This window comes from Streptomyces colwelliae, from assembly GCF_048158785.1.
In the GTDB taxonomy this organism is placed as follows: domain Bacteria; phylum Actinomycetota; class Actinomycetes; order Streptomycetales; family Streptomycetaceae; genus Streptomyces.
The window spans coordinates 17,479-37,058 of the sequence record NZ_JBLTJC010000071.1; the positions used below are offsets into that span (position 1 = coordinate 17,479).

19 protein-coding genes and 1 pseudogene are annotated in these 19,580 nt (G+C 70.6%); 8 read left to right on the top strand and 12 right to left on the bottom strand.

Annotation, left to right across the window (positions count from 1 at the left end):
- The first annotated feature begins 131 nt into the window (after positions 1-131).
- Genes ACNFOC_RS17215 through ACNFOC_RS17230 form a run of 4 tightly spaced genes read left to right on the top strand, consistent with a single transcriptional unit; the run spans position 132 to position 3,925 of the window.
- Entirely contained in the window at positions 132-1,451 is a 1,320-nt protein-coding gene (locus ACNFOC_RS17215; RefSeq protein WP_416959995.1) for an ABC transporter substrate-binding protein, read from the top strand.
- Positions 1,448-2,401, top strand: coding sequence for a carbohydrate ABC transporter permease (locus tag ACNFOC_RS17220; RefSeq protein WP_416959996.1), 954 nt, complete (start codon positions 1,448-1,450; stop codon positions 2,399-2,401). The genes ACNFOC_RS17215 and ACNFOC_RS17220 overlap by 4 nt, the downstream gene beginning before the upstream one ends.
- Entirely contained in the window at positions 2,401-3,309 is a 909-nt protein-coding gene (locus ACNFOC_RS17225) for a carbohydrate ABC transporter permease (protein ID WP_416959997.1), read from the top strand. The genes ACNFOC_RS17220 and ACNFOC_RS17225 overlap by 1 nt, the downstream gene beginning before the upstream one ends.
- A gap of 4 nt (positions 3,310-3,313) precedes the next feature.
- Entirely contained in the window at positions 3,314-3,925 is a 612-nt protein-coding gene (locus ACNFOC_RS17230) for a hypothetical protein (protein ID WP_416959999.1), read from the top strand.
- A 33-nt stretch (positions 3,926-3,958) separates the two neighbouring features.
- Here the strand turns inward: ACNFOC_RS17230 and ACNFOC_RS17235 are convergent, their stop codons facing one another.
- The 6 genes from ACNFOC_RS17235 to ACNFOC_RS17260 form a co-directional block, all read right to left on the bottom strand.
- Positions 3,959-4,960, bottom strand: coding sequence for a hypothetical protein (locus tag ACNFOC_RS17235; protein WP_416960001.1), 1,002 nt, complete (start codon positions 4,958-4,960; stop codon positions 3,959-3,961).
- Between the two features lie 31 nt (positions 4,961-4,991).
- Entirely contained in the window at positions 4,992-6,272 is a 1,281-nt protein-coding gene (locus tag ACNFOC_RS17240) for a TRAP transporter large permease (RefSeq protein ID WP_416960002.1), read from the bottom strand.
- Between the two features lie 3 nt (positions 6,273-6,275).
- The gene (locus ACNFOC_RS17245) at positions 6,276-6,875 is read right to left on the bottom strand and encodes a hypothetical protein (protein WP_416960004.1); all 600 of its coding nucleotides are present in this window, start codon (positions 6,873-6,875) and stop codon (positions 6,276-6,278) included.
- Positions 6,872-9,001, bottom strand: a complete 2,130-nt coding sequence (locus ACNFOC_RS17250; RefSeq protein WP_416960005.1) for a hydantoinase/oxoprolinase family protein — start codon at positions 8,999-9,001, stop codon at positions 6,872-6,874. The genes ACNFOC_RS17245 and ACNFOC_RS17250 overlap by 4 nt, the downstream gene beginning before the upstream one ends.
- 85 nt (positions 9,002-9,086) lie before the next feature.
- On the bottom strand, positions 9,087-10,685 hold the full coding sequence (locus ACNFOC_RS17255) for an FAD-dependent oxidoreductase (protein WP_416960006.1): 1,599 nt from the start codon (positions 10,683-10,685) through the stop codon (positions 9,087-9,089).
- A 42-nt stretch (positions 10,686-10,727) separates the two neighbouring features.
- Positions 10,728-11,828, bottom strand: coding sequence for a LacI family DNA-binding transcriptional regulator (locus ACNFOC_RS17260; protein WP_416960007.1), 1,101 nt, complete (start codon positions 11,826-11,828; stop codon positions 10,728-10,730).
- Between the two features lie 265 nt (positions 11,829-12,093).
- On the opposite strand from ACNFOC_RS17260, the pseudogene ACNFOC_RS17265 reads away from it, so the two are divergent.
- Both ACNFOC_RS17265 and ACNFOC_RS17270 read left to right on the top strand, forming a co-directional pair.
- A pseudogene (locus tag ACNFOC_RS17265) lies at positions 12,094-12,270 on the top strand (DJ-1/PfpI family protein); the annotation flags it as partial.
- Positions 12,256-12,510, top strand: a complete 255-nt coding sequence (locus ACNFOC_RS17270; RefSeq protein WP_416960018.1) for a hypothetical protein — start codon at positions 12,256-12,258, stop codon at positions 12,508-12,510. The pseudogene ACNFOC_RS17265 and the gene ACNFOC_RS17270, both read left to right, overlap by 15 nt.
- Here the strand turns inward: ACNFOC_RS17270 and ACNFOC_RS17275 are convergent.
- Positions 12,494-13,420, bottom strand: coding sequence for an ADP-ribosylglycohydrolase family protein (locus tag ACNFOC_RS17275; RefSeq protein ID WP_416960009.1), 927 nt, complete (start codon positions 13,418-13,420; stop codon positions 12,494-12,496). The genes ACNFOC_RS17270 and ACNFOC_RS17275 overlap by 17 nt on opposite strands.
- 56 nt (positions 13,421-13,476) lie before the next feature.
- Between ACNFOC_RS17275 and ACNFOC_RS17280 the strand changes: the two genes are divergently transcribed.
- A complete protein-coding gene (locus tag ACNFOC_RS17280) occupies positions 13,477-13,998 on the top strand; it encodes an AAA family ATPase (RefSeq protein ID WP_416960010.1) in 522 nt (173 codons plus the stop codon).
- Positions 13,999-14,007: 9 nt separating this feature from the next.
- Here ACNFOC_RS17280 and ACNFOC_RS17285 read toward each other — a convergent pair whose 3' ends face one another.
- The 4 genes from ACNFOC_RS17285 to map all read right to left on the bottom strand — a co-directional run bounded on the left by ACNFOC_RS17285 (position 14,008) and on the right by map (position 18,014).
- On the bottom strand, positions 14,008-15,195 hold the full coding sequence (locus ACNFOC_RS17285; RefSeq protein ID WP_416960011.1) for an acyl-CoA dehydrogenase family protein: 1,188 nt from the start codon (positions 15,193-15,195) through the stop codon (positions 14,008-14,010).
- Between the two features lie 79 nt (positions 15,196-15,274).
- Positions 15,275-16,360 carry an MSMEG_0565 family glycosyltransferase gene (locus ACNFOC_RS17290; RefSeq protein ID WP_416960013.1) on the bottom strand — a complete coding sequence of 362 codons (1,086 nt, stop codon included), beginning with the start codon at positions 16,358-16,360 and terminating at the stop codon, positions 15,275-15,277.
- Positions 16,357-17,001 carry a carbon-nitrogen hydrolase family protein gene (locus ACNFOC_RS17295; RefSeq protein ID WP_416960014.1) on the bottom strand — a complete coding sequence of 215 codons (645 nt, stop codon included), beginning with the start codon at positions 16,999-17,001 and terminating at the stop codon, positions 16,357-16,359. The genes ACNFOC_RS17290 and ACNFOC_RS17295 overlap by 4 nt, the downstream gene beginning before the upstream one ends.
- A 155-nt stretch (positions 17,002-17,156) precedes the next feature.
- Positions 17,157-18,014: a type I methionyl aminopeptidase gene (map, locus tag ACNFOC_RS17300; protein WP_416960015.1), complete on the bottom strand. Its 858-nt coding sequence runs from the start codon at positions 18,012-18,014 to the stop codon at positions 17,157-17,159.
- 58 nt (positions 18,015-18,072) lie between these two features.
- Between map and ACNFOC_RS17305 the strand changes: the two genes are divergently transcribed.
- Positions 18,073-18,300 (top strand): hypothetical protein, encoded by a 228-nt coding sequence (locus ACNFOC_RS17305; RefSeq protein WP_416960016.1) that lies wholly within the window; start codon positions 18,073-18,075, stop codon positions 18,298-18,300.
- Here ACNFOC_RS17305 and ACNFOC_RS17310 read toward each other — a convergent pair.
- Positions 18,301-19,580: MFS transporter (locus ACNFOC_RS17310; RefSeq protein ID WP_416960017.1), on the bottom strand; the 1,280-nt coding region annotated here is incomplete at its 5' end.

Genomic DNA, 19,580 nt, shown 5'->3' on the forward strand with positions numbered 1-19,580 from the left:
GCACGGCCCGATGGGTCGCGCTCTCGTGCCATGTCATCGTCCGTCCGTCCCCCCACCCACACACCGCCGGACCGGGCAACGACTCCTGACTTCAGACAACGATGTCCACGCCCCACTCAGGAGGCATCGCCATGACGCCACCCAGTTTCCGGAGACGAGCTGTCCTCGGCGCCGCCGCGGGCGCGCTGTTCGCCCCTCTCCTCGCCGGCTGTTCCGACGGCGGCGGAGCGAGCACGGCGGCAGGCGGGAAAGTGACACTCACCTTCGCCTGGTGGGGCAACGACGACCGCGCCCAACGCACCAACGACGCCGTGGCCCTCTTCGAGAAGCGGCACCCGAACATCACGGTGCGCACCTCCTACGCCGGCTACCCGGCGTACGTGCAGAAGCTCGCCACCCAGGCGGCGGGCGGCGACCTGCCCGACGTGGCCCAGCTCGACTACCGGCAGATATCCCAGTACGCGGGCAGCGGCACCCTCCTGGACCTCGGCCCCCACCTCAAGAACGGCACGCTGCGGACGGCCGACTTCGACAAGACCCTCACCCGCACCGGCGTCTACGACGGCAAGCAGTACGCCCTCCCGATGGGCAAGGGAACGACCGGCATCGTCTACGACGCCGCCGTCTTCAAGAAGGCCGGAGTCGGGACACCCCAGCCCGGTTGGACCTGGGACGACTGGGCCGAGGCGGGCAGGAAGATCAGCGCGCTCGGCATGAAGGGCCCCAACGGGCATGCCTACACAGGCCTTTCCGACCTCGGGGTCAACGAGGACGCCTTCGAGACCTGGCTGCGCAGCCGCGGCAAGGAGTTGTACGCCTCCGAGCACCGACTCGGCTTCACCGCCGACGACTTGACCGCCTTCTGGACCTTCACCGACAAGCTGCGCCGCGCGGGCATCGTCTCGACGGCCAGGGACACCGCCCAGGTCGGCGGGCCCGTCGAGGACACCCCGATGGGACGGGGCCTGGCCGCGACCGACTTCAACTGGGACGCCCCCTTCCTCGGCTACCCGCCGCTGCTCGGCGACCAGGTCCACTTCGCGCCCGTCCCCACGACCGACGGCAAGGTGGGCCAGTACTTCAAGCCGACCATGCTCATCGGCGCCGGAGCGGGGACCCAACACCCCAAGGAGGCGGCCGAGTTGATCGACTTCCTGCTCAACGACCCCGCCGCGGGCAAGATCCTCGGCGTCACCCGCTCCACACCCCCCAACGAGAAGATCGCCGAGGCGATAGGCAAGGACCTCACCGGCCCGGAAAAAGAGGTCTACGACTACGGGCGCACGATCGCCGCCCACGGCACCTCGGCCCCACCCATGGCACCACCCCGCGGCGACGTCGTCCTCCAGGTCTCCTTCTCCCGCGACTACCAGCGCGTCTCCTACGGGATGGAGAGCCCGCGAGGCGCCGCCGAGGAGTACGTCGCCGAGGCGAAGCGGGAGCTGCGATGACCACCACAGCGACCCCACCACCCCGCACCGCACGCGCCGCCGCGACACCGCAGGAACACCGCAGGCGCGGTCAACGCAGCGGCCCCGCCTACGTCTTCCTCGCACCGTGGATCCTCGGAGTCGTCCTCCTGACGCTCGCACCCATGGCCGTGTCCCTGTATCTGTCGTTCACCGACTACAACCTCTTCGACCCGCCCAAGTGGGTCGGACTGCGCAACTACAGCGACATGTTCACCGCGGACCCGAGGTACTGGCGCTCGGTGGGCACCACGCTCCTCTACGTCGTGGTCGCCGTCCCCCTCAAACTCGCCATCGCACTCGGCGTCGCGCTGCTGCTCAGCAACACCCGTAAGGCCAAAGGCTTTTACCGCTCGGCCTTCTACGCCCCTTCGCTGCTCGGCGCGAGCATGGCGGTCGCGCTGGTGTGGCGGGCCCTCTACAACGACGGCGGCACCGTCGACGAACTCCTCTCCTCCATCGGCATCCACACCGGCGGCTGGGTCTCCGACCCGCACCTCGCGGTGTTCGTCGTTGCGCTGCTCTCCGCCTGGCAGTTCGGCGCCCCGATGGTCATCTTCTTGGCCGGGCTCCAACAGATACCGGCCGACCTCTACGAGGCCGCAGCACTCGACGGCGCGGGACGCTGGCGGCGGTTCGCGTCCGTGACGCTGCCCATGCTGTCCCCGGTGGTGTTCTTCAACCTCGTCCTGGAGACCATCCAGTCCTTCCAGGTCTTCACCCCCGCCTTCGCGATCAGCGGCGGCAGCGGCGGACCGGCCGACTCGACCGAGTTCTACACGCTCTACCTCTACGAACGAGGCTTCACCGCCTCGCACATGGGCTACGCCTCCGCCATGGCCTGGGTCCTGCTCCTGGCCATCGGCGCGGTCACGCTCGTCCTCTTCAGGACCTCGCGCTCCTGGGTCTTCTACGCCAACGAGGGGGCCTGATGGCCACGACCGCGCCCGGCTTCAAGAGTGCCGCAGGCCTCAAGAACAGCTCCGGTCTCAAGAACAACCCCGGCCGAACGCGCACCGCGGCGATCGCGAAACACCTCGGACTGCTGGCCGTACTCCTCGTCCTGCTCTACCCGTTGGCCTGGCTGCTCGCCACCTCGCTGAAGCCGGCGAACGAGGTCCTCACCAGCCTCAAGCTGCTGCCGAGCCACATCGAGTGGTCGAACTACACCACCGCCCTGGACGGAATCAGCGGCGTCTCGATCACCCGGCTGCTGCTCAACTCCCTGCTGATCAGCGTCGGTTCGGTCATCGGGAACGTCGTGTCCTGCTCGCTGGCCGCCTACGCCTTCGCGCGCCTGCGCTTCCGGATGCGGGGCCCGATGTTCGGCTTCATGATCGCCACGATGATGCTGCCGCACCACGCCGTGCTGATCCCGCAGTACATCATCTTCAACAAGCTCGGCATGGTGGACACCTATTGGCCGCTGATCCTGCCCAAGTTCCTTGCCACGGAGGCCTTCTTCGTCTTCCTCATCGTCCAGTTCATGCGCGGCCTGCCCCGCGAACTCGACGAGGCCGCCCGCATCGACGGCTGCGGACCGTTCCGCATCTTCTGGTCGGTCGTCCTCCCGCTGACCCGGCCGGCCCTGATCACCACCGCGATCTTCACCTTCATCTGGAGCTGGAACGACTTCTTCACCCAGCTGATCTACCTCTTCGACCCGGAGAAGTTCACTATCACCCTGGCCCTGCGCAACTTCGTCGACCAGTCCAGCACGTCCGCCTACGGCCCGATGTTCGCGATGTCGGTGATCTCGATCGTGCCGATCGTGCTGTTCTTCTTCGCCTTCCAGCGCTACCTGGTGCAGGGCATGGCGACCTCCGGCCTGAAGGGTTGAGCCCATGAGTTCCTTCGCACCCCAACGCCGGGAACCGGGCGAGCTGTTCGGCCCCCGCTTCACCCTCTTCGCCGACATGCTCGCCGTCGGCGTGGCAGCTGCGGTCGCCTCCCTCCCCCTGATCACGGCTCCTACGGCGTTCGCCGCGGCCTGCGCCGTCCTGCGACGGTCGATCCGCGAGGACCGACCGGTGAGCGTGGGGGAGTACGTCGCGGAGTTCCGCGCTCACGGCCTTCACCGTTCCCTGCTGGCGGGAGTGAGTGTCTTCGCCGCCGTGACCTTGGTCGTCCTCGACCTCGCCCTCGCGAGGGCAGGCCTTCCGGGCGCCCGCCCCATGTCATGGGCGCTGACCGCTCTCGCGGCCGCGGGACTCGTCCTCGCCCTGCGCGCCGCCGCCGATCCGGAGGCGGCGCGCGGCTGGCGCCCGGCCCTGAACCGGGCCGCGACACGCTCCGTCGCGGACCCGAAGGGCTGCGCCCTGATCGCGGCGGCGGTCGGACTGTGCGTCGCCTTCCTGTGGATGCTGCCGCTGTTGGCCCTGCTGCTTCCTGGGCCACTGGCCTTTGCGATCACGGCAGTTGAACTCCGCGCCGAGCCGCCTGCCGACGGCGGGTGATCTCCCCCGTGTCCGACCGGAACCGCCGCCGGGTCAGCCCCGGGCCACCGCGATCGACCCCGCGAGCCGCTCTCCCGCCTCGTAGACCATGTACGGGACACCACCATCCGTACCGAAGGAAGGTGACGCGGAGCGCCCGTTCTCCGGGGCCGTACTGCGCGAGTTGTAGAAGACGCCGAGGTGGTCGCGCTTGCTGAAGTCGTTGCCGACCTCGGTGATCATGATGTCGCCGCCGCTCTCCTTGTCCTTGTTGTAGACGACGTAGGTGCTGTTGTCGCGGTAGAGCAGGTGCGGGCCGCCGATGTTGACCGCGCCGACGTCGGTGTGCCGGACCAGCGGCTGCTGGTCGTAGGTCCACGTACGGCCGTCGGCGGACCAACCCCAGTGGATGTCACGGTGGTTGGTGGTGTTGTTCAGCATGAAGACCATCACGTAGCGGGCGCCGTGTGCGGGCAGGTCCTGACGGAAGACGCGGGCGTACGACGTCTCCGTGGTGCCCGCCGGGAGCATGGACGCCGACAGGACGACCTTGTCGTACGTGAAGTGGACGCCGTCCGTCGAGCGGGCGAGGCGGGTCGTGGTGTTCTCTCCGTGGAAGTACAGCCAGAACTCCTTGGCGTCCGCGTTCCACAGCACGTGGGGGGACGAGACATGGCTGACGGAGTAGTGCGGGGACCACTTGTTGGAGACGATCGGGTTCGACGGGTACTCCGTGAACGGCCCTTCGAGCGAGTCGCCGTAGGCCAGGCAGATCCCACCGGGCGCGTCGTGCGGCGCGTAGTACAGGTAGTAGCGGCCGAGGGGGTTGGCCAGCTTGTCGTAGACGCCTCTGATGGTGGGGAAGATGATCTCGCCGGTCGGGTTGTACTTCAGTTGGGACGGCGTCAGAAGCGTGCGGTCGTAGACGTAGTCGGGGAATCCACCGGGCGCCGCGGCCGCCGGCTGGGCGCCCAGGGTCGTGCCGACGGCGAGGGCGGCTCCGGTGGCGGCGGTGGCGCGAAGGAAGAGACGCCGGTCGAGGTGGTGCTCGTGCATGGCGGGGCTCCAGTTCCGGAAGGTGTACGGCTCAGAGGTAGGTGGCCGCGGTGACGCACAGGCCGCCGAGGGCGACCGCCCAGACGTACGGCAGGGTGCGCACCATGACCTGCTGGGGAGTGACGCCCGCGTACTGGGCGCTCCATACGGTCTGGGTGCTGGTGGGGTCGGCGACGCCGAAGACCTGGTTGTACGAGGTGGTCATGCCCAGGACGGCGGCCGCGGGGTAGATGCCGGTGGCGATGAGGACGCCGGCGATGCCCGCGCCGAGCCCGAACACGTTGAGGGGGCCGCGGTAGAGGCACAGCGGCACGAGGAGCGTGAAGACGAGGACGAACGCCACCGGGTTGTGCGGACTGACGGCCTTGATGAGCGGTTCGAGCGCGTCCACCGTGCCCGGCAGTTTCACGGCCGCCAGCAGGATGCCGATAGCGATGAACAGGGCGATCGGCGGGGCCGCCACCTCGAAGCCGCCGTACAGGGTGCGCAGCAGGCGCTTGTTCATCGCGCCGGGCCGGGTCGTGGTGACCAGCGCGTACAGGACCCCCGCCAACAGCGAGGGGATGATGGCTAGTTCGAAACCCAGGGCGAGAACGAGCGGGACTGCGGGGGCGAGCAGCGCGTACCAGGGCGCGTCGCCCAGTTCCTCGCGTCGTGAACGAGGCTTCGCGTCAACGGACTTGAGCGACCAGGCGTGCTCGGTGCCACGCCGACGCGTCTCCACGAGGACGAACGCGAGGGCGGCGACCAGCGCGAACGGGAACAGCTTCACCATGAAGCCGCGCACGGTCGGGATCGGCAGCTCCAGCGCCGTGGAGAAGAACTGCCACACCGGCAGCTCGAAGGGGATGCCCACGGCGATGCCCATCAGCACCGTGCCCGCGGCGGTCACCTTGGGCACGCCGACGGCGATCATCGCGGGGATGCCGATGATGCCGGCGAGCATGGCGGCGGGCGCCGAGCCGGTGACCGTTCCGACGAGTGCGGACACGGCGAGGACGCCGAGGGCCACCACGGTCGGGCGGTCACCGCCGAACTCGACGATCTTGCGGACGAGCGTCCCCGCGATGCCGGTCTCGTCGAGGAGTTTGCCCAGCCAGGAGCCCAGAATGATCGCGATCATGGTGGCGGCCAAGGTCGGCGCGCCTTCCTGGAGAACGGTGTCCAGCACGCTGTTCTTGCCGGTGAGCGGCGCCCCGGCGAGGAAGGCGATCACGACGGCGAGCAGCACCAGCGCGAAAGCGGTGGGCAGTCTTCGGGTGAGCATCAGGGCGACGCCGGCCGCCATGACGAGCAGGATGACGACACCCATGGGTCACTTCTCTCTTCCGGGCCGGGGGAGCGCCGCACGCAGTGCGGCGGTGAGGAGCAGGGGGCTGCGGCCGAGTCCGCAGACGGTTCGGGCGTAGGCGTGGGCCGCGACCTCTTCCGCACCGGCGACATGGCCGGCCACGCGGTGGCGTCCGAGGCGCAGCACGGTGTGGCCGAGTGCCTGCCTGAGCGCGGCCTTCTCGGGTCCGTGGTGGAGGCGGGCGTGCACGGCTTCGTGGGCGAGCGCGGCGGCCCATACCGAACCCGGCGGGTACCAGGCACGCCAGCCGCGGGTGTCGACCAACTCCTCGGCGAGCGCGAGGGTGTCGGTGTACAGCTCGACCGTCGGGGGCCGTGACGTGTAGCGGGCGAGCAGCATCCGCTCCAGGCCGCCGTCCCGCTCGACGACGCGTGCGGAGGTGGGGACGGGGGCGAGCCGAGTCCCGAACTCGTCGGCCCTGCAAGCCCATTGGCGCAGCAGCCCAAGATCCCGGCCCTCGTGAGTGGGCGTGGCCGCCAGCAGCCGTACGCCCCATTCGATGTCGTCCACGGATGCGAGATCTGCCAACTCCTGCTCCCGGATGGTGGGTTCAGTGGCCGTCATGACCGCACCTCCAGCACAGCGACCACCGGCTCGTCGGCCGCGCGGGTCCGCAACTCGCTGTGGGCCAGCGCGAGTAGGGGCTGAGGATCGAGGACGCCGGACAGGTCGGCGATGCGGGAGCCGAGCAGCAGCCGCAGGGCGGGAGCGCGTACCCCGCCGTCGCCGTACGAGGTGGCCTCGCCCACCAGCCGGGCGAGTACCTCCGGGGCGCCTGCCACGGTGGTGGTTTCCACGCGGGCGTCCGCGGCGTGATGGCGTACGACGCCGTCCACGTCGACGATCCGTACGGGGCGGCGGGTCGACCGCAGGCGGCGGCGCGTCTCGGTGCCGTAGACGGTGTGGGCGGCGGTGCCCGCCAGGACGTGGACCGCCGCGGGGTCGGTCTTGAGGCTGGCCGCCGCGGCACGGAGCCGCTCGGTGTCGTCGGCGCGGTGGGACCGGTCCTGGGTGCGCAGTTCGGTGGCGCCGGTCGCGACCGCGCGCACGGTGTTGGTCTGAGGGTCGACGGTGACCTCGACCTCGACGCCTTCGGCGGCGGCGCCCTGGGCGACGACCGCCCGCTCCGCCTCGGCCCGGACGGCGAGGATCTGCTCCTGTGTGGCGCCGGGCACGATCCGCTCGACCTGTTCCCGTACGAGCGCGAGGGCGACGCCGATGGGGCTGATGACCTCGTTGTTGCGGGCGATCCGCCCCTCCATCTCGCTGGTGAGGGCGAGATGCGGGGTGACGGACGCGGCACCGCCGCCTCCGCCCACGAGAACGGCCGTGTCCTTGTCGAGGCGGTAGTCGCGGATCATGGCGTCCACCACCGTCCTCACCTGGGCGACACCCGCGTCGAGGATCCGCGTGGCCGCGGTCGCGACGTCGGTGCCGAGCACGGCGGCCAGCGGCGCGATCGCGGCACGCGCGCTCTCGGGGTCGCAGCGTGCGAAGTCCCCCTCCGGGACGCGGCCGAGGGCATTGGCGGCGCAGGTCATGGTGACGGCGAACCGCCCGCCCTCCGCGTCGATCACGGCGTAGTCGGCGGGGTCGCCGTCCAACGGGCGGACGGTGTCCACCGTGGCGTCACGCAACTGGTCGGGGGAGGCGAAACAGGCGTACGGCAGCCCCGCGATGTGCGCGCTGCGCGGCCCCACGCCCGTCACCCGGCCGCCGCCGATGCGCACCATGGAGCCGCCGCCGACACCGACCGTGCGCACGTCGAGGGCGTTCAGATACGAGGTCCTGCCGAGGATGGTGGCGTGCCGGACGGCGACCTTGCCGCGGCGCACGACGCTGATGTCGGTCGACGTGCCCCCGGTCTCCAGGAACACGCCCTCGCTCACCCGCTCCTGCATCAGCGCGCCCGCGACTCCGGCGGCCGGTCCCGACAGGACCGTCAGAAGCGGTCGGCGGCGCATCTCGTCGAGCGCCATCACGCCGCCGTCGCAGCGCATCACCATCAGCGGCGCGATCACGCCGGCTTTGGTGATGGAGGCGTCGACGAGGTCGGCGGTGGCCAGCATGCGGGGCAGGATCGCCGCGTTGACCACGGCGGTGCGGGTGCGCTTGTGCAGTCCGTACAGCGAGGTGATCTCGTGCGCGGCGGTCATCGGCAGCCCGTACGGCCGTGCCGCGTCGAGGACCGCCTGCTCTCCCTCGGGCCGGTCGACGCTGAACGGCTGGCTGGCGACGAGGACTTGGGCGCCGTCGCCCTTCAACTGTTCGACGGCGCGGCGGACTTCTGCCGTGTCGTCAGGGTCGGCGACATGCGCGTAGGCCAGTGGAAGCCTTTTGCCGGGGGCGAGTTCGAGGTTGCCGAGCGACGCGAGGCGGCGGGTGAGCACCGCTGCGGGGCCGGTCCCGATGCCGATCAGGCCGACGGTCGCCACGTCGCCCTCCAGGAGGGCGTTGGTCGCCTGGGTCGTGCCGTGCGCCAGGAAGGCGACGTCGGCGGGGGCACGGCCGGTCTGCTCCAGGAGCCGGTCGAGCGCGACGACGATGCCGTGCGCGACACCGTCCTCGTGATGGTGGCTGGTGGGGACCTTGACCTGCCCCAGGAGTTCGAGGGTCGTGGCGTCCACGGCCACGGCGTCGGTGAAGGTTCCGCCCACGTCGATGCCGACGCGGATGCGGGGTGTGTTCATGTCCGGGCACCTCCTTGTGCTGGACTTGTGCTGGATCGGTTCGCGCGGGCCGTGGTCGGGCAACTCCCCTCCACGTAGGGGTCGTTCAGTAGCCGCGTACGTCCGGCCAGTGGCGCTGCACACCGTCCCGGTCGAGCAGCCGCGCGAACTCCTCGAACCGCTTGTCCTCGGCCTGCACCTGGTGCGGCTCGACGTCCTCGGCGATGCAGTGCGCGGCCAGGGCACCCGCGACCTCGCCGACGTTCCACTCCACCGGGTGCAGCCGGTAGCAGCCGTTGGTGATGTGCGTGGTGCCGATGTTCTTGCCGGCGGGCAGCAGGTTGCGGACCCGACGCGGCACGAGCGCGCCGAGCGGGATCTCGAACGGCACGGACCCGATGTCGATGTAGCCGTCGCCGCCGGTCGAGGGATGCAGGTCGATGCGGTAACTGCCGACACCCACCGAGTCGCGGTGGCGCGTGCCGCCGTGGGGGCCGACGAGGTCGATCGCCACATCGTGCTCGGTGACCGTGGTGACCGCCTTGATACGGCGGGACTCGCGGACGTACGCCGCCTTGGCCAGACCGTCCGCCGTGCCGGTCACGTCCGGGCGGATCTGTAGGCCCGGAAAGCCGGTGCCGCCGTCGGCGCGCGGTGCCTCGGTCTGGAGCCAGTACAGCAGCGACAGCGACAACTGCCGTGCCTCGCGCAGTGCTTCGGCCTCCTGGCCGATGTACGGCTTGAGCCAGTAGTCGTTGAGCGGCCAGTTCACGAGCGTGATGTCGGAGTCGAAGGCACCCGGCGCGTGCAGCTTGCGGGCGAGGATGCGGCGGAAGCCCCACAGCTCCTTGTCGCCGGCATCGGCGCTCTGGTCGGCCGAGACGCCGAGCGGATCGAGATCCGGATTCGGTACGAAGGTCCGCGGCACCGGCTCCAGGGTGCGCGGGTCGGGCGCCTGGAAACCGAGCAACGGGCCCGGCCAGAACGATGGTTGGTAGGTGCGCCAGAAGCCGTAGTCCTGCGGGCGGTCGATCGTGTGGTCCTCGCCGTCGTGGTGGGAGAGCGCGAAACAGACCGTGATGCCCTGCTGGTTGAGGGGCTGAGCCTCGTCCGGTGCGTGCGGCTCGTCGAACTCGGCGCGCGCTTCGGCCCCGTTGGCGTGCTCGACGCCCGCGAGGTGGAGCAGTTCGCCCGTCTCGGTGGCGTCCAGGACGTACCGCGCGGTGACGGTGCGCCGCGTCCCGTCCCGCAGGTCCTCCAGCGTCACCGACCGGACGACATCGTTGTCCGACTCGGCGGAGACCGGCCGGTGTTCGGTGAGTACGGTCAGCCGGCCCGACGCACGGTGGGCCGCGAGCATGCCCTCCAGGACGGCGAGGGCGACCCGCGGCTCGTGGCAGAGCTTGCTGACGCGGCCCGCTCCCGGGTTGAGGTCGGCGAGCGCCAAGGCCTCGGCCCGCAGTGGGTACCAGTGGCGGTAGTACCGCCGGATCTCCTCGCGCAGCCGCCGGTACGAGGCGGTCGTGCCGAACTGCTCCACCCACGGGTGCTCGTCGGGCGGTACGGCCTGGCTGGTGAGCTGGCCGCCGATCCAGTCCGTCTCCTCGGTGAGGACCACGCTGCGTCCTGCCCGGCAGGCGGCGAGTGCGGCGGCGACGCCACCGAGACCGCCGCCCACGACGAGGATGTCGGCTTCGGATATCACGCTTCTCCTTGATCGGGGGATGGAAGCCTGTGGGGCGCGTGTTCAGGAACGGGCACCCGGCGGCCCGGCCGTCAGACCCGGGCGGAAGACACAGCCGACGAGCGGCTCTCGCGTCTCCTCGCCCGCGACGAGCGCGGCCAGCAGGCGTACGGCCGCGGCGCCCAACTGCGGCCGGGGGATCTCGAATCCGGTCGGTTCGGGCTCACCCGCCAGGTCGGCGGGCGGGCTGCCGAGCAGCGCGAGGGACACCTCTCCGGGACAGTCGAGGCCCGCCTCGCGCACGGCGGCGAGCAAGCCCCGCCAGGCCGCCCCGGTGTCGGTCTCCTCCGCGACGAAGGCCGTCACCCCTTCACCGGCCCAGGCACGCACCCGTTCGGACGTGAGCTCCCGCTGCGGATCCGCGGACCGGAAGACGGTCGTGGGCCCCGAGGACAGACCCGCTGCCTCCAGCCCTTCCAGGAAGCCGCGTTGACGGTCCGCCGACGCGGGCGCGTCGTCGTCCTCGCGGACGAGGACGATCCGCCGATGCCCCAACTCGGCCAGATGGCCCACCACTTCACGCGTGGCTTCGACATAGTCCGCGCCCACCCACGCCACGCCCTCCAACTCCTCGCGGCGGCCCAGGTGTACGACCGGGAAGCCGTCCTCGACCAGCCGCTTGAGCTCTGCCCGGGGTGTGTGCCGACCGAGGAAGAGACACCCGTCGGCCAGCCGGACCCGGCTCAGGGCGTCGGGCCCCGAGGCCCCTGCGCCGCCGGTGCTCGACCCGGTGAACAGCACCAGGTCGTAGCCGAGCGCCGCCGCCTCGCGCTCCACGCCGACCAGGAAGGGGTAGTACGAGTGCTGCACATCGGTCGGGAACGTGGCGGTGAAGCTGAAGACGCCGAGGAGGTTGTTGCGGGCGGCGGCCAGGCGCCGGGCGGCCGGGTCGGGAACGTAGCCGAGGCTGCGGGCCGCCTCCAGGACCCGCCGGCGGGTCTCCTCGGAGATGACGCGTCCCTTGGCGTCGGGTTTCGGGGAGAGCACCAGCGACACGGTCGCCTGGGACACTCCCGCCAGCCGAGCCACCTCGGCCTGCCGGGGCCGTGCGGTACGTCCGGCGGGAGCGGGCGTACGTCCGGGCCGCTTCCTGTGTTCCTCCACAGTGGTCTCTCTCCTCCGGGGCAGGGTCCGGTGCGCTCGGTGGCACTCGTTAATGCGTAATAGGTAATGCGCATTAACGAGAGACTGTGCGCTTCTCCACCCCGTGGGTCAAGCCTTGGGACGGAAGTTTCCTCACGGTCGGCAGAGCGTGGCGAGAACCCGTCGGCCCCTGTCACCCAGTCCTCTGGCTGCCTCCCGCACCGCGCTTCTACCGTCGGGACACAGGCCGGTGACCACCGGCAGCCCTTACTGCGGAAGACGCCACATGCACGTCCAGATTGTTCTGTTCGACGGCTTCGACCCGCTCGACGTCGTCGCTCCCTACGAGGTCCTGTACGCCGGGGGCACCGCCTCCGGGGGCGCCGTCACCGTGGAACTGGTCTCGGCCGAAGGACCCCGGGACGTCGTCAGCGGAACCGGGGGCCTGATGTTGCGGGCCACCGGAACAGACGGCGGCGAGTTCACCGGAGTCGCGCACGGCGCGGGCGAGGAAGTGCCCCTTCAGGATGTCGTCGTCGACGGCGATCGCGTCACCTGGAAGCAGGCGGTCACCAAGCCGTTGCGCCTGAACCTGACCTTCGCGGTCACCGTCGAGGGCGACGCCCTCACCGGTATGTCGCGAGCCGGTCGCCTCCCGGCCTCGAAGGTCACCGGTCGACGTCGGGTCACCGGGACGGACTGACCTGCCCGGCCCAGCCGCTCCACGCCGGGATCGCCTCGCACGCCTCCCGCCAGGCGGCCGGGATGCCACCCGTGCCGGTGCGGGCCGCGACCACACCTCCGGCGATCGCGCAGGTGGTGTCCCGGTCACCCCACCCGGCGACGGTCTGCCACAACGCCTCGGGCAGATCGTCCAGTTGACCCGCGGCGGACCACAGGGCGAACGGCACGGTGTCCGGAGCGGAGATGAGCGTGCCCGAGCCCAACACGGAGGCCGCGTGCCGTACCGACGTCCGCTCGGAGAAGTTCGCGGCGACCAGCAGGCCGGAGCGGACATCGCTCTCCGGCACGTGCGAGGCGACCTCCCGCAGGAACTCGGCGCGTGGCGCGGCCTGTTGACCCTCCCCGGCGGCCGCGAGCGCGGCGGCGACCGCCACGGCCACCGCACCCGCGACGGCCTCCGGGTGAGCGTGCGTGGTCAGCGCGGACAGCCGGGCCTGCTCGGTGGCGGCCACCAAGTCGCCCCGGAACCAGGCCCCCAGCGGGGCGACCCGCATCGCGGCGCCGTTGCCGTAGGAGCCCTGTCCGCCGAACTGGCCGGTGGTGACCGCCTGCCAGTCCTCGCCGTCGCCGATGCGGCGCAGGATGCTGTGCATCGACGGGCCGTACCCCCGACTCGGGTCCCGCTCGTACTCGGCGGCGAACTCCCTTGCCAGGGCGTCCGGTTGGACCTCCCCGTGGGCCAACAGGTGGGCGAACAGGACGAACGCCATGGCCGAGTCGTCGGTCCACGACCACGGCGCGGGGCGCAGTTCCCGCGCGGCCAGCAACTCCTCGGCGGCCTCGTCGGAACGGGTGAACCAGCCGTCACCGAAGGCGTCTCCCGTCACCAGGCCGTCGAGGGAGGCGTGGGCGTGGTGCGGACTGCTCATGGCGGGGCTCCTGTTGATGATCGGCGGGCACCGCACATCCTAGTTAGGGTGCGTGGATGGAGAAGATCCTGGTGGTCGGGGCGACAGGTGCGGGCAAGTCGACGCTCGCGCGGGCCGTGGGCGAGCGGCTCGGCGTGCCGTACCACGAGATGGACGCCCTCTACTTCACCGGCCCCGACTGGACTGTCAACCAAGGCCTTACCGAGGACGTCCTGCGGCTCACCTCCGAACCCCGCTGGATCATCGACTCGATCGGCTCGCCCGAAGTCCGTGATCTGCTCTGGGAGAAGGCCGACACGGTGATCTGGCTGGACTACGCGCGACGCGTGATCATACCCCGGGTGCTGCGCCGTTCCCTTCGGCGCACGGTCACCCGCGAGAGCATCTTCGGCGGCAACAGGGAGACGTGGGCGGGCTGGCTGAGCCGGGAACACCCGGCCTGGTGGGCGTGGTCCCAGCACGCGGGGCGGCGGAGTGAGATCGAACGCCGTATCCGCGAACCCCGCTTCGCTCCCCTCGCCGCGCACCGGTTCGCCCAGCCCGACGACACCGCCGCCTGGCTGGCGACTCTGGGATGAAGAGCCCGGTCAGAGGAACGGCGTGCCCGCGTCGAGGCCGGACAGTACCCGGCCGTACAGCTCCAGGTTGGTGGTCGGGTTGACGAAGGAGTGCAGGTTCAGGGCATGCAGGTCGCGTACGGCTCGCTGGACGGGGACGTCCCGGTGGAGGGAGGACGCTCCGGAGGCGGAGGCGATGAGGTCCACGGCCTCCTTGCACAAGCGTGTCGTATAGCCGCTCTGCGCGCGGATCCTGGCCCGGTCCGCCTGCGTGTACGACGGGTCGCCGTTCTTGGTCGCGGCCTCGATCCGGGCGACGAACTCGCCGGTCAGCAACTCGGCGCAGGAGATCTTCATCTCCGCCTCGGCGACCTGGAGATGTGTGACGCCCGCCTCGTGCTGCCGCTCGTGGAAGGTGTACGTGATGCCCCGATGGTGGATGCGCTCGGTGAACTCCGCGAGGGCGGCCCGGGCCAGGCCCAGCGCGTTCGGCGCCGTCCAGGCACAGAACAGCAGCAGCACCGGCATCCGGTAGAAGGGGTCGTCCGCGTTGGCCTTGGAGGGTGACTCGCCGCGCAGCAGAGGCCCTACGGGCAGCACGCGGTGCGCGGGAACGAACACGTCCCGTGCGACGACGCTGTTGCTGCCGCTCCCAGCCAACCCCGAGACGTACCAGTCGTCGAGGATCTCCAGATCGGACATCGGTACGGCGGTCCACAGCATTTCGGGCGGGCCACCCTCGGACTCGACCCGGGCCGTCAGGAGGTGCCAGTCGGCGTTCTGGCAACCGGTGGCGAAGGCCGAGGTGCCGTTGACGACATAGCCGCCGTCCGTCGCGACCGCGACGGCGTCCGGGATGAGCGTGCCGCCGACCCGGACGTCCGGGCTGGTGAAGATCTCGTCCTGGGCCTCGTCCGGGAAGAGCGCGGCGATGTACGAACACCCGGCCTGGTTCAGCGCCATGAAGCCGGTCGAACCACACCCGGCGGCGATCTCGCCCAACACCTCGACCTGCGTGCTCAACCGGCTCTGGTAACCGCCGTACCGCCGGGGGACGTTCATCCGGTAGACCCCGGCGTCCGTCAGCGCCGCCACCGCTTCCCCCGTCACCCTTCTCTCCTGCTCGGTGCGCAACGCGTGCTCGCGGAAGAGGGGTTGGATCGCCTGTACGCGTTCGACGAGGCCGGTGTCTGACGGGGGCGTGGATAACGGAGCCATGGACGACCTCCGGACGCGACGGGCCCTCACCGTGACGCGGATCGGGTGAGGTGTCAACGCCCTTGTTGACAGGGGCCGTTCATGAGCGAGGGTCCAGGGAGCGGTAGAAGTCGAGGTGGCTGCGGGCCGCCGCGTCCCACGTGTGGCGGGCGGCGAGGGCACGCCCGGCGGCGGCGCGGGCCGGGTCCACGGTCGTGAGGGCATGGCCGAGTTCGGTGGCCAAGTCCGGCGGTGTGGCGGCGAATTGAGCGGCTCCGCCGAACACCTCCCGCAGCACGGGCAGATCCCGTACGACCAACGGGACACCCGCCGCCAGCGCCTCCATGGCCGCGAGACCGAAGCCCTCCTTGAGCGACGGGAACGCGAACGCGTCCGCCGCCGCGACCAAGGCCGGCAGCTCGTCCTCGTCGACCTGCCCCAACACCACGGGATCTACGGCCAGTTCGGCGGCCCGGGCCTCCCAACCCGCCCGGTAGTCGCGGTAGTCGAAGAGCGTCTCGCCACCCGCGATCACCAGCCGGACGTCGGGACGGGCGGTACGCAGGAGGGCGTAGGCCTCCAGGAGGTCCAGTGAGCCCTTGCGGGGTTCGATGCCGCCGACGGTGAGGACGTACGGGCCGAGGCGGGCGCGCCAACTCGCCCGCGCGGCAGGGTCGGTGGCGGCGAAACGGTCGTACGCCACGCCGTTGGGGATGACCTGCGCCTCGATGCCCCAGCCGGCCGCCAGTTCACCGGCGACGGCTTCCGACACACAGACGTGCGCGTACGGTTCGACGATCGCGCGCTCGTGGCAGGCGGCCAGTTCGGGGGTGGTGAAGTGGTCGAGGTGGTGGACCGTGCGGACGCAGCGGCCGGCCGCGTTGGCGCTGATGCAGTCCTGGGCGTGGACGACGTCGTAGGGCGTGGGGTCGAAGGCGGTGCGGAGGGTGGCGATGGAGCGCAGGATGCGTGCGCCGACCGTCTCCTCGGGCGGCCCGTCGGGGAACGGGACGATCTGGAGTCGAACCGCCGGGTTCACCGGGCGGAAGAAGCCCGCGTCGCCGCCCCGGCCCAGGGTCCACACCGTGACGTCCTCGCCGAGCGCCGCGAGGGCCTCCGCGAGGGCGAGGGTGTGGACGACCCCGCCGCGCGGCTTGGTGGAGTAGCTGAGCAGGGCGATCTTCACGTACGGGACTCCCGGTAGGCGTCGGGACGGCGTTCGTCGAGGTGGCGCAGCACGCGGCGGGCCCGGTCGGTCTCGGCCGCGACGTCGATCTCGGCGACGGCGAGGCCGGCCTTGGACCAGGTGCGGGCGAGGATGTCGCCGCCGGGGCCGACCACCTTGGCCTGGCCGAGGAAGCGCATGCCGCCCATGGCGCCGGTCTGGTTGGAGGAGGCCAGCACGACCTGGTTCTCGGCGGCGCGGGACTGGTCGTAGAGGTCGAAGAGGCGGGCCTGGCGGTCCTGGGCCATGCGCGGGGCGCGGTTGGTGATGCTGGTGGGCCAGGCGGAGAGGCAGGCGAGGATCTCGGCGCCGTCCAGGGCCAGTGAGCGGGCCGACTCGGGGAACGTCTTGTCGTAGTCGATGAGCATGCCCAGGCGGCCGACCGGGGTGTCGAAGGCGTCGAAACGGTCCCCTGCCGTGTACGCGGCGACCTCGCCCGCCGGGAGGTGGACCTTGCGGTGCCGGCCGAGGACGCCGTCGCCGCTGACGCAGACGGCGCCGCCCAGGCGGCCGCCGAGCAGGTCGCTCATGAAGGTGGAGGTCTCGGCCTCCACGTGCTGTTCGTGGGACGCGGTGCGGATGACTGTCGAGAAGGAGTCCATGGGCCCTATCCTCTAAGGTAAGGCTTACCTAAGTCAACAGGTTTGCCGACACCCTGTCGGTAAAAGAGTACAAGAAAAACGGCCCGCTCCACGAGAGAGCGAGCCGCCGCGATTTTTACGGGATCGTCGTGATCCTTACGGGACCGTCGTGATCCCTACGGGAGGGTGAGAACCTCCGCCCCCGTCTCCGTCACCACCAACGTGTGCTCGAACTGGGCCGTCCGCTTCCGGTCCTTCGTGACGACCGTCCACCCGTCGTCCCACATGTCGTACTCGTACGTCCCCAGCGTCAGCATCGGCTCGATCGTGAACGTCATCCCGGGCTGGATGACCGTCGTCGCGTGCGGGCTGTCGTAGTGCGGGACGATCAGGCCGGAGTGGAAGGACGAGTTGATGCCGTGGCCGGTGAAGTCCCGGACCACGCCGTACCCGAAGCGCTTGGCGTACGACTCGATGACCCGGCCGATGATGTTGATCTGGCGGCCCGGCCTGACCGCCTTGATCGCGCGGTCCAGGGACTCGCGGGTGCGCTCGACCAGCAGCCGGGACTCCTCGTCGACGTCACCGACCAGGTAGGTCGCGTTGTTGTCGCCGTGCACCCCGCCGATGTACGCCGTCACGTCGAGGTTGATGATGTCGCCGTCGCGCAGCACCGTGGAGTCCGGAATGCCGTGGCAGATCACCTCGTTGAGCGAGGTGCACAGGGACTTGGGGAAGCCGCGGTAGCCGAGCGTGGACGGGTAGGCGCCGTGGTCGCACATGTACTCGTGCGCCACGCGGTCGAGTTCGTCCGTGGTCACGCCCGGAGAGATGATCTTCGCGGCCTCCGCCATCGCCCGCGCGGCGATCCGCCCGGCGGTCCGCATCGCCTCGATCGTCTCGGGGGTCTGCACCTCCGGCCCGGTGTACGGGGTCGGCGCGGGCTTGCCGACGTACTCGGGGCGACGGATGTTTCCGGGCACGGGACGGGTGGGGGAGAGCTCCCCTGGTACGAGCAGCGACTGGCCAGACATGCCAGCGAGTCTAACCAGCGGACATGGGGGAACATGGCCGTAGGGAAAGGAGCCGTTGATGGCCCTGTTCAAGAAGCGCACGGTCGGGAAGCCCGGCGAGTGGTACTACTGCCTCGAACACAAGAAGGTCGAGGAGGGGCCGGAGTGCCCCGCCAAGGACCGGTTCGGGCCGTACACCACCCGCGCCGAGGCCGAGCACGCGATGGAGACGGCCCGCGAGCGCAACCTGGAGTGGGAGAACGACCCCAAGTGGCACGACGCGGCCAAGACCGCCGACGACGACTGATCAGGCGTCGGCGGGGGCCGCGGGGGTCGTGGGAGTTGCGGCCGCCCGCTGCGCCTTCAGCCGTAGCGCGTGCTCGTCCGTCCGCGCGTCGTACGACATCAGCTTCGGCAGTCCTGCGGCCAGCAGCCCCACCGCGCCGACGCACATCAGCCCGCCCGCCCACACCGAGGTCCGCACCCCCGACAGGGCGGCCATCCCACCGGACCTGACCTGGCCCAGCTGCGGGCCCACCGAGTAGGACAGCAGCTCGATCCCGGCGAGCCGACCGCGCAGCTCGTCCGGGATCGTCTGGTTCCAGATGACCCCGCGGAAGATGCCGCTGACCATGTCGCAGCCGCCCGCGACGGTGAGGAACAGCAGCACCAGCCATACGTTGCCGACCGCGCCCGCGCAGGCGATCGCCGCGCCCCACAGCGCCGCCGCCAGCACCACCATCCGCCCGTGCCGGTGGATCCGCGAGGTCCAGCCGCTGGTCACACTCACCAGCAGGGCGCCGGCAGGGACCGTCGAGTACATCAGCCCCAGCGCCCACTCGGCGTGCAGATCGTCCGCGAGGAACGGCAGCACCGCCAGCGGCATCGCGAAGAACATCGCCGCGAGGTCGATCGCGTACGTCCCGAGGAGTTCCTTGCGGCTCCACGCGTACCGGGCGCCCTCCGCGATCGACCGCAGCGACGGCTTCTGCGCCTCGTGGGCTCCGGGGGAGGCGGCGATACGGAAGATCAGGACGACGGATACGGCGAACGTCAGCGTGTCCGCGGCGAACGCGTAGGGCAGCCCCGCGAACGCCACCACCACACCCGCCAGCGCCGGTCCCGTGACCCCGCCGACCGTCCAGCGCAGGGAGTTGAGCGCGGACGCGGCCGTCATGTGCTCGTGCGCCACGATCCGCGGCCACAGCGAGTCCAGCGCGGGCCGCTGGATCGCACCGAGCACCGAGGTCAGCGCCGCGATCACGTACAGCGGCCATACGGCGGGCTCCGGCAGCAGCGAGTTGAACAGCAGCGCCCCGCACAGCACGCCGAGCCCGACCTCGGTCCACACGATCAGCTTGCGCTTGTCCCACGCGTCGGCGAGGGCACCGCCGTAGAGCCCGAACACGATGAGGGGAACCAGCTCTACGGCCCCGATCGCGCCCACCGCCGCCGCGGAGCCCGTGAGTTCCTTGATCTGCACCGGGAGTGCGACGAACGTCAGGAAACTCCCGAAGTTCGAGACCAGCCCCGCCATCCAGAGCCTGCGGAAGTCGGCGGAGGCGTGCCAGGGGGCGAGGTCGGGGA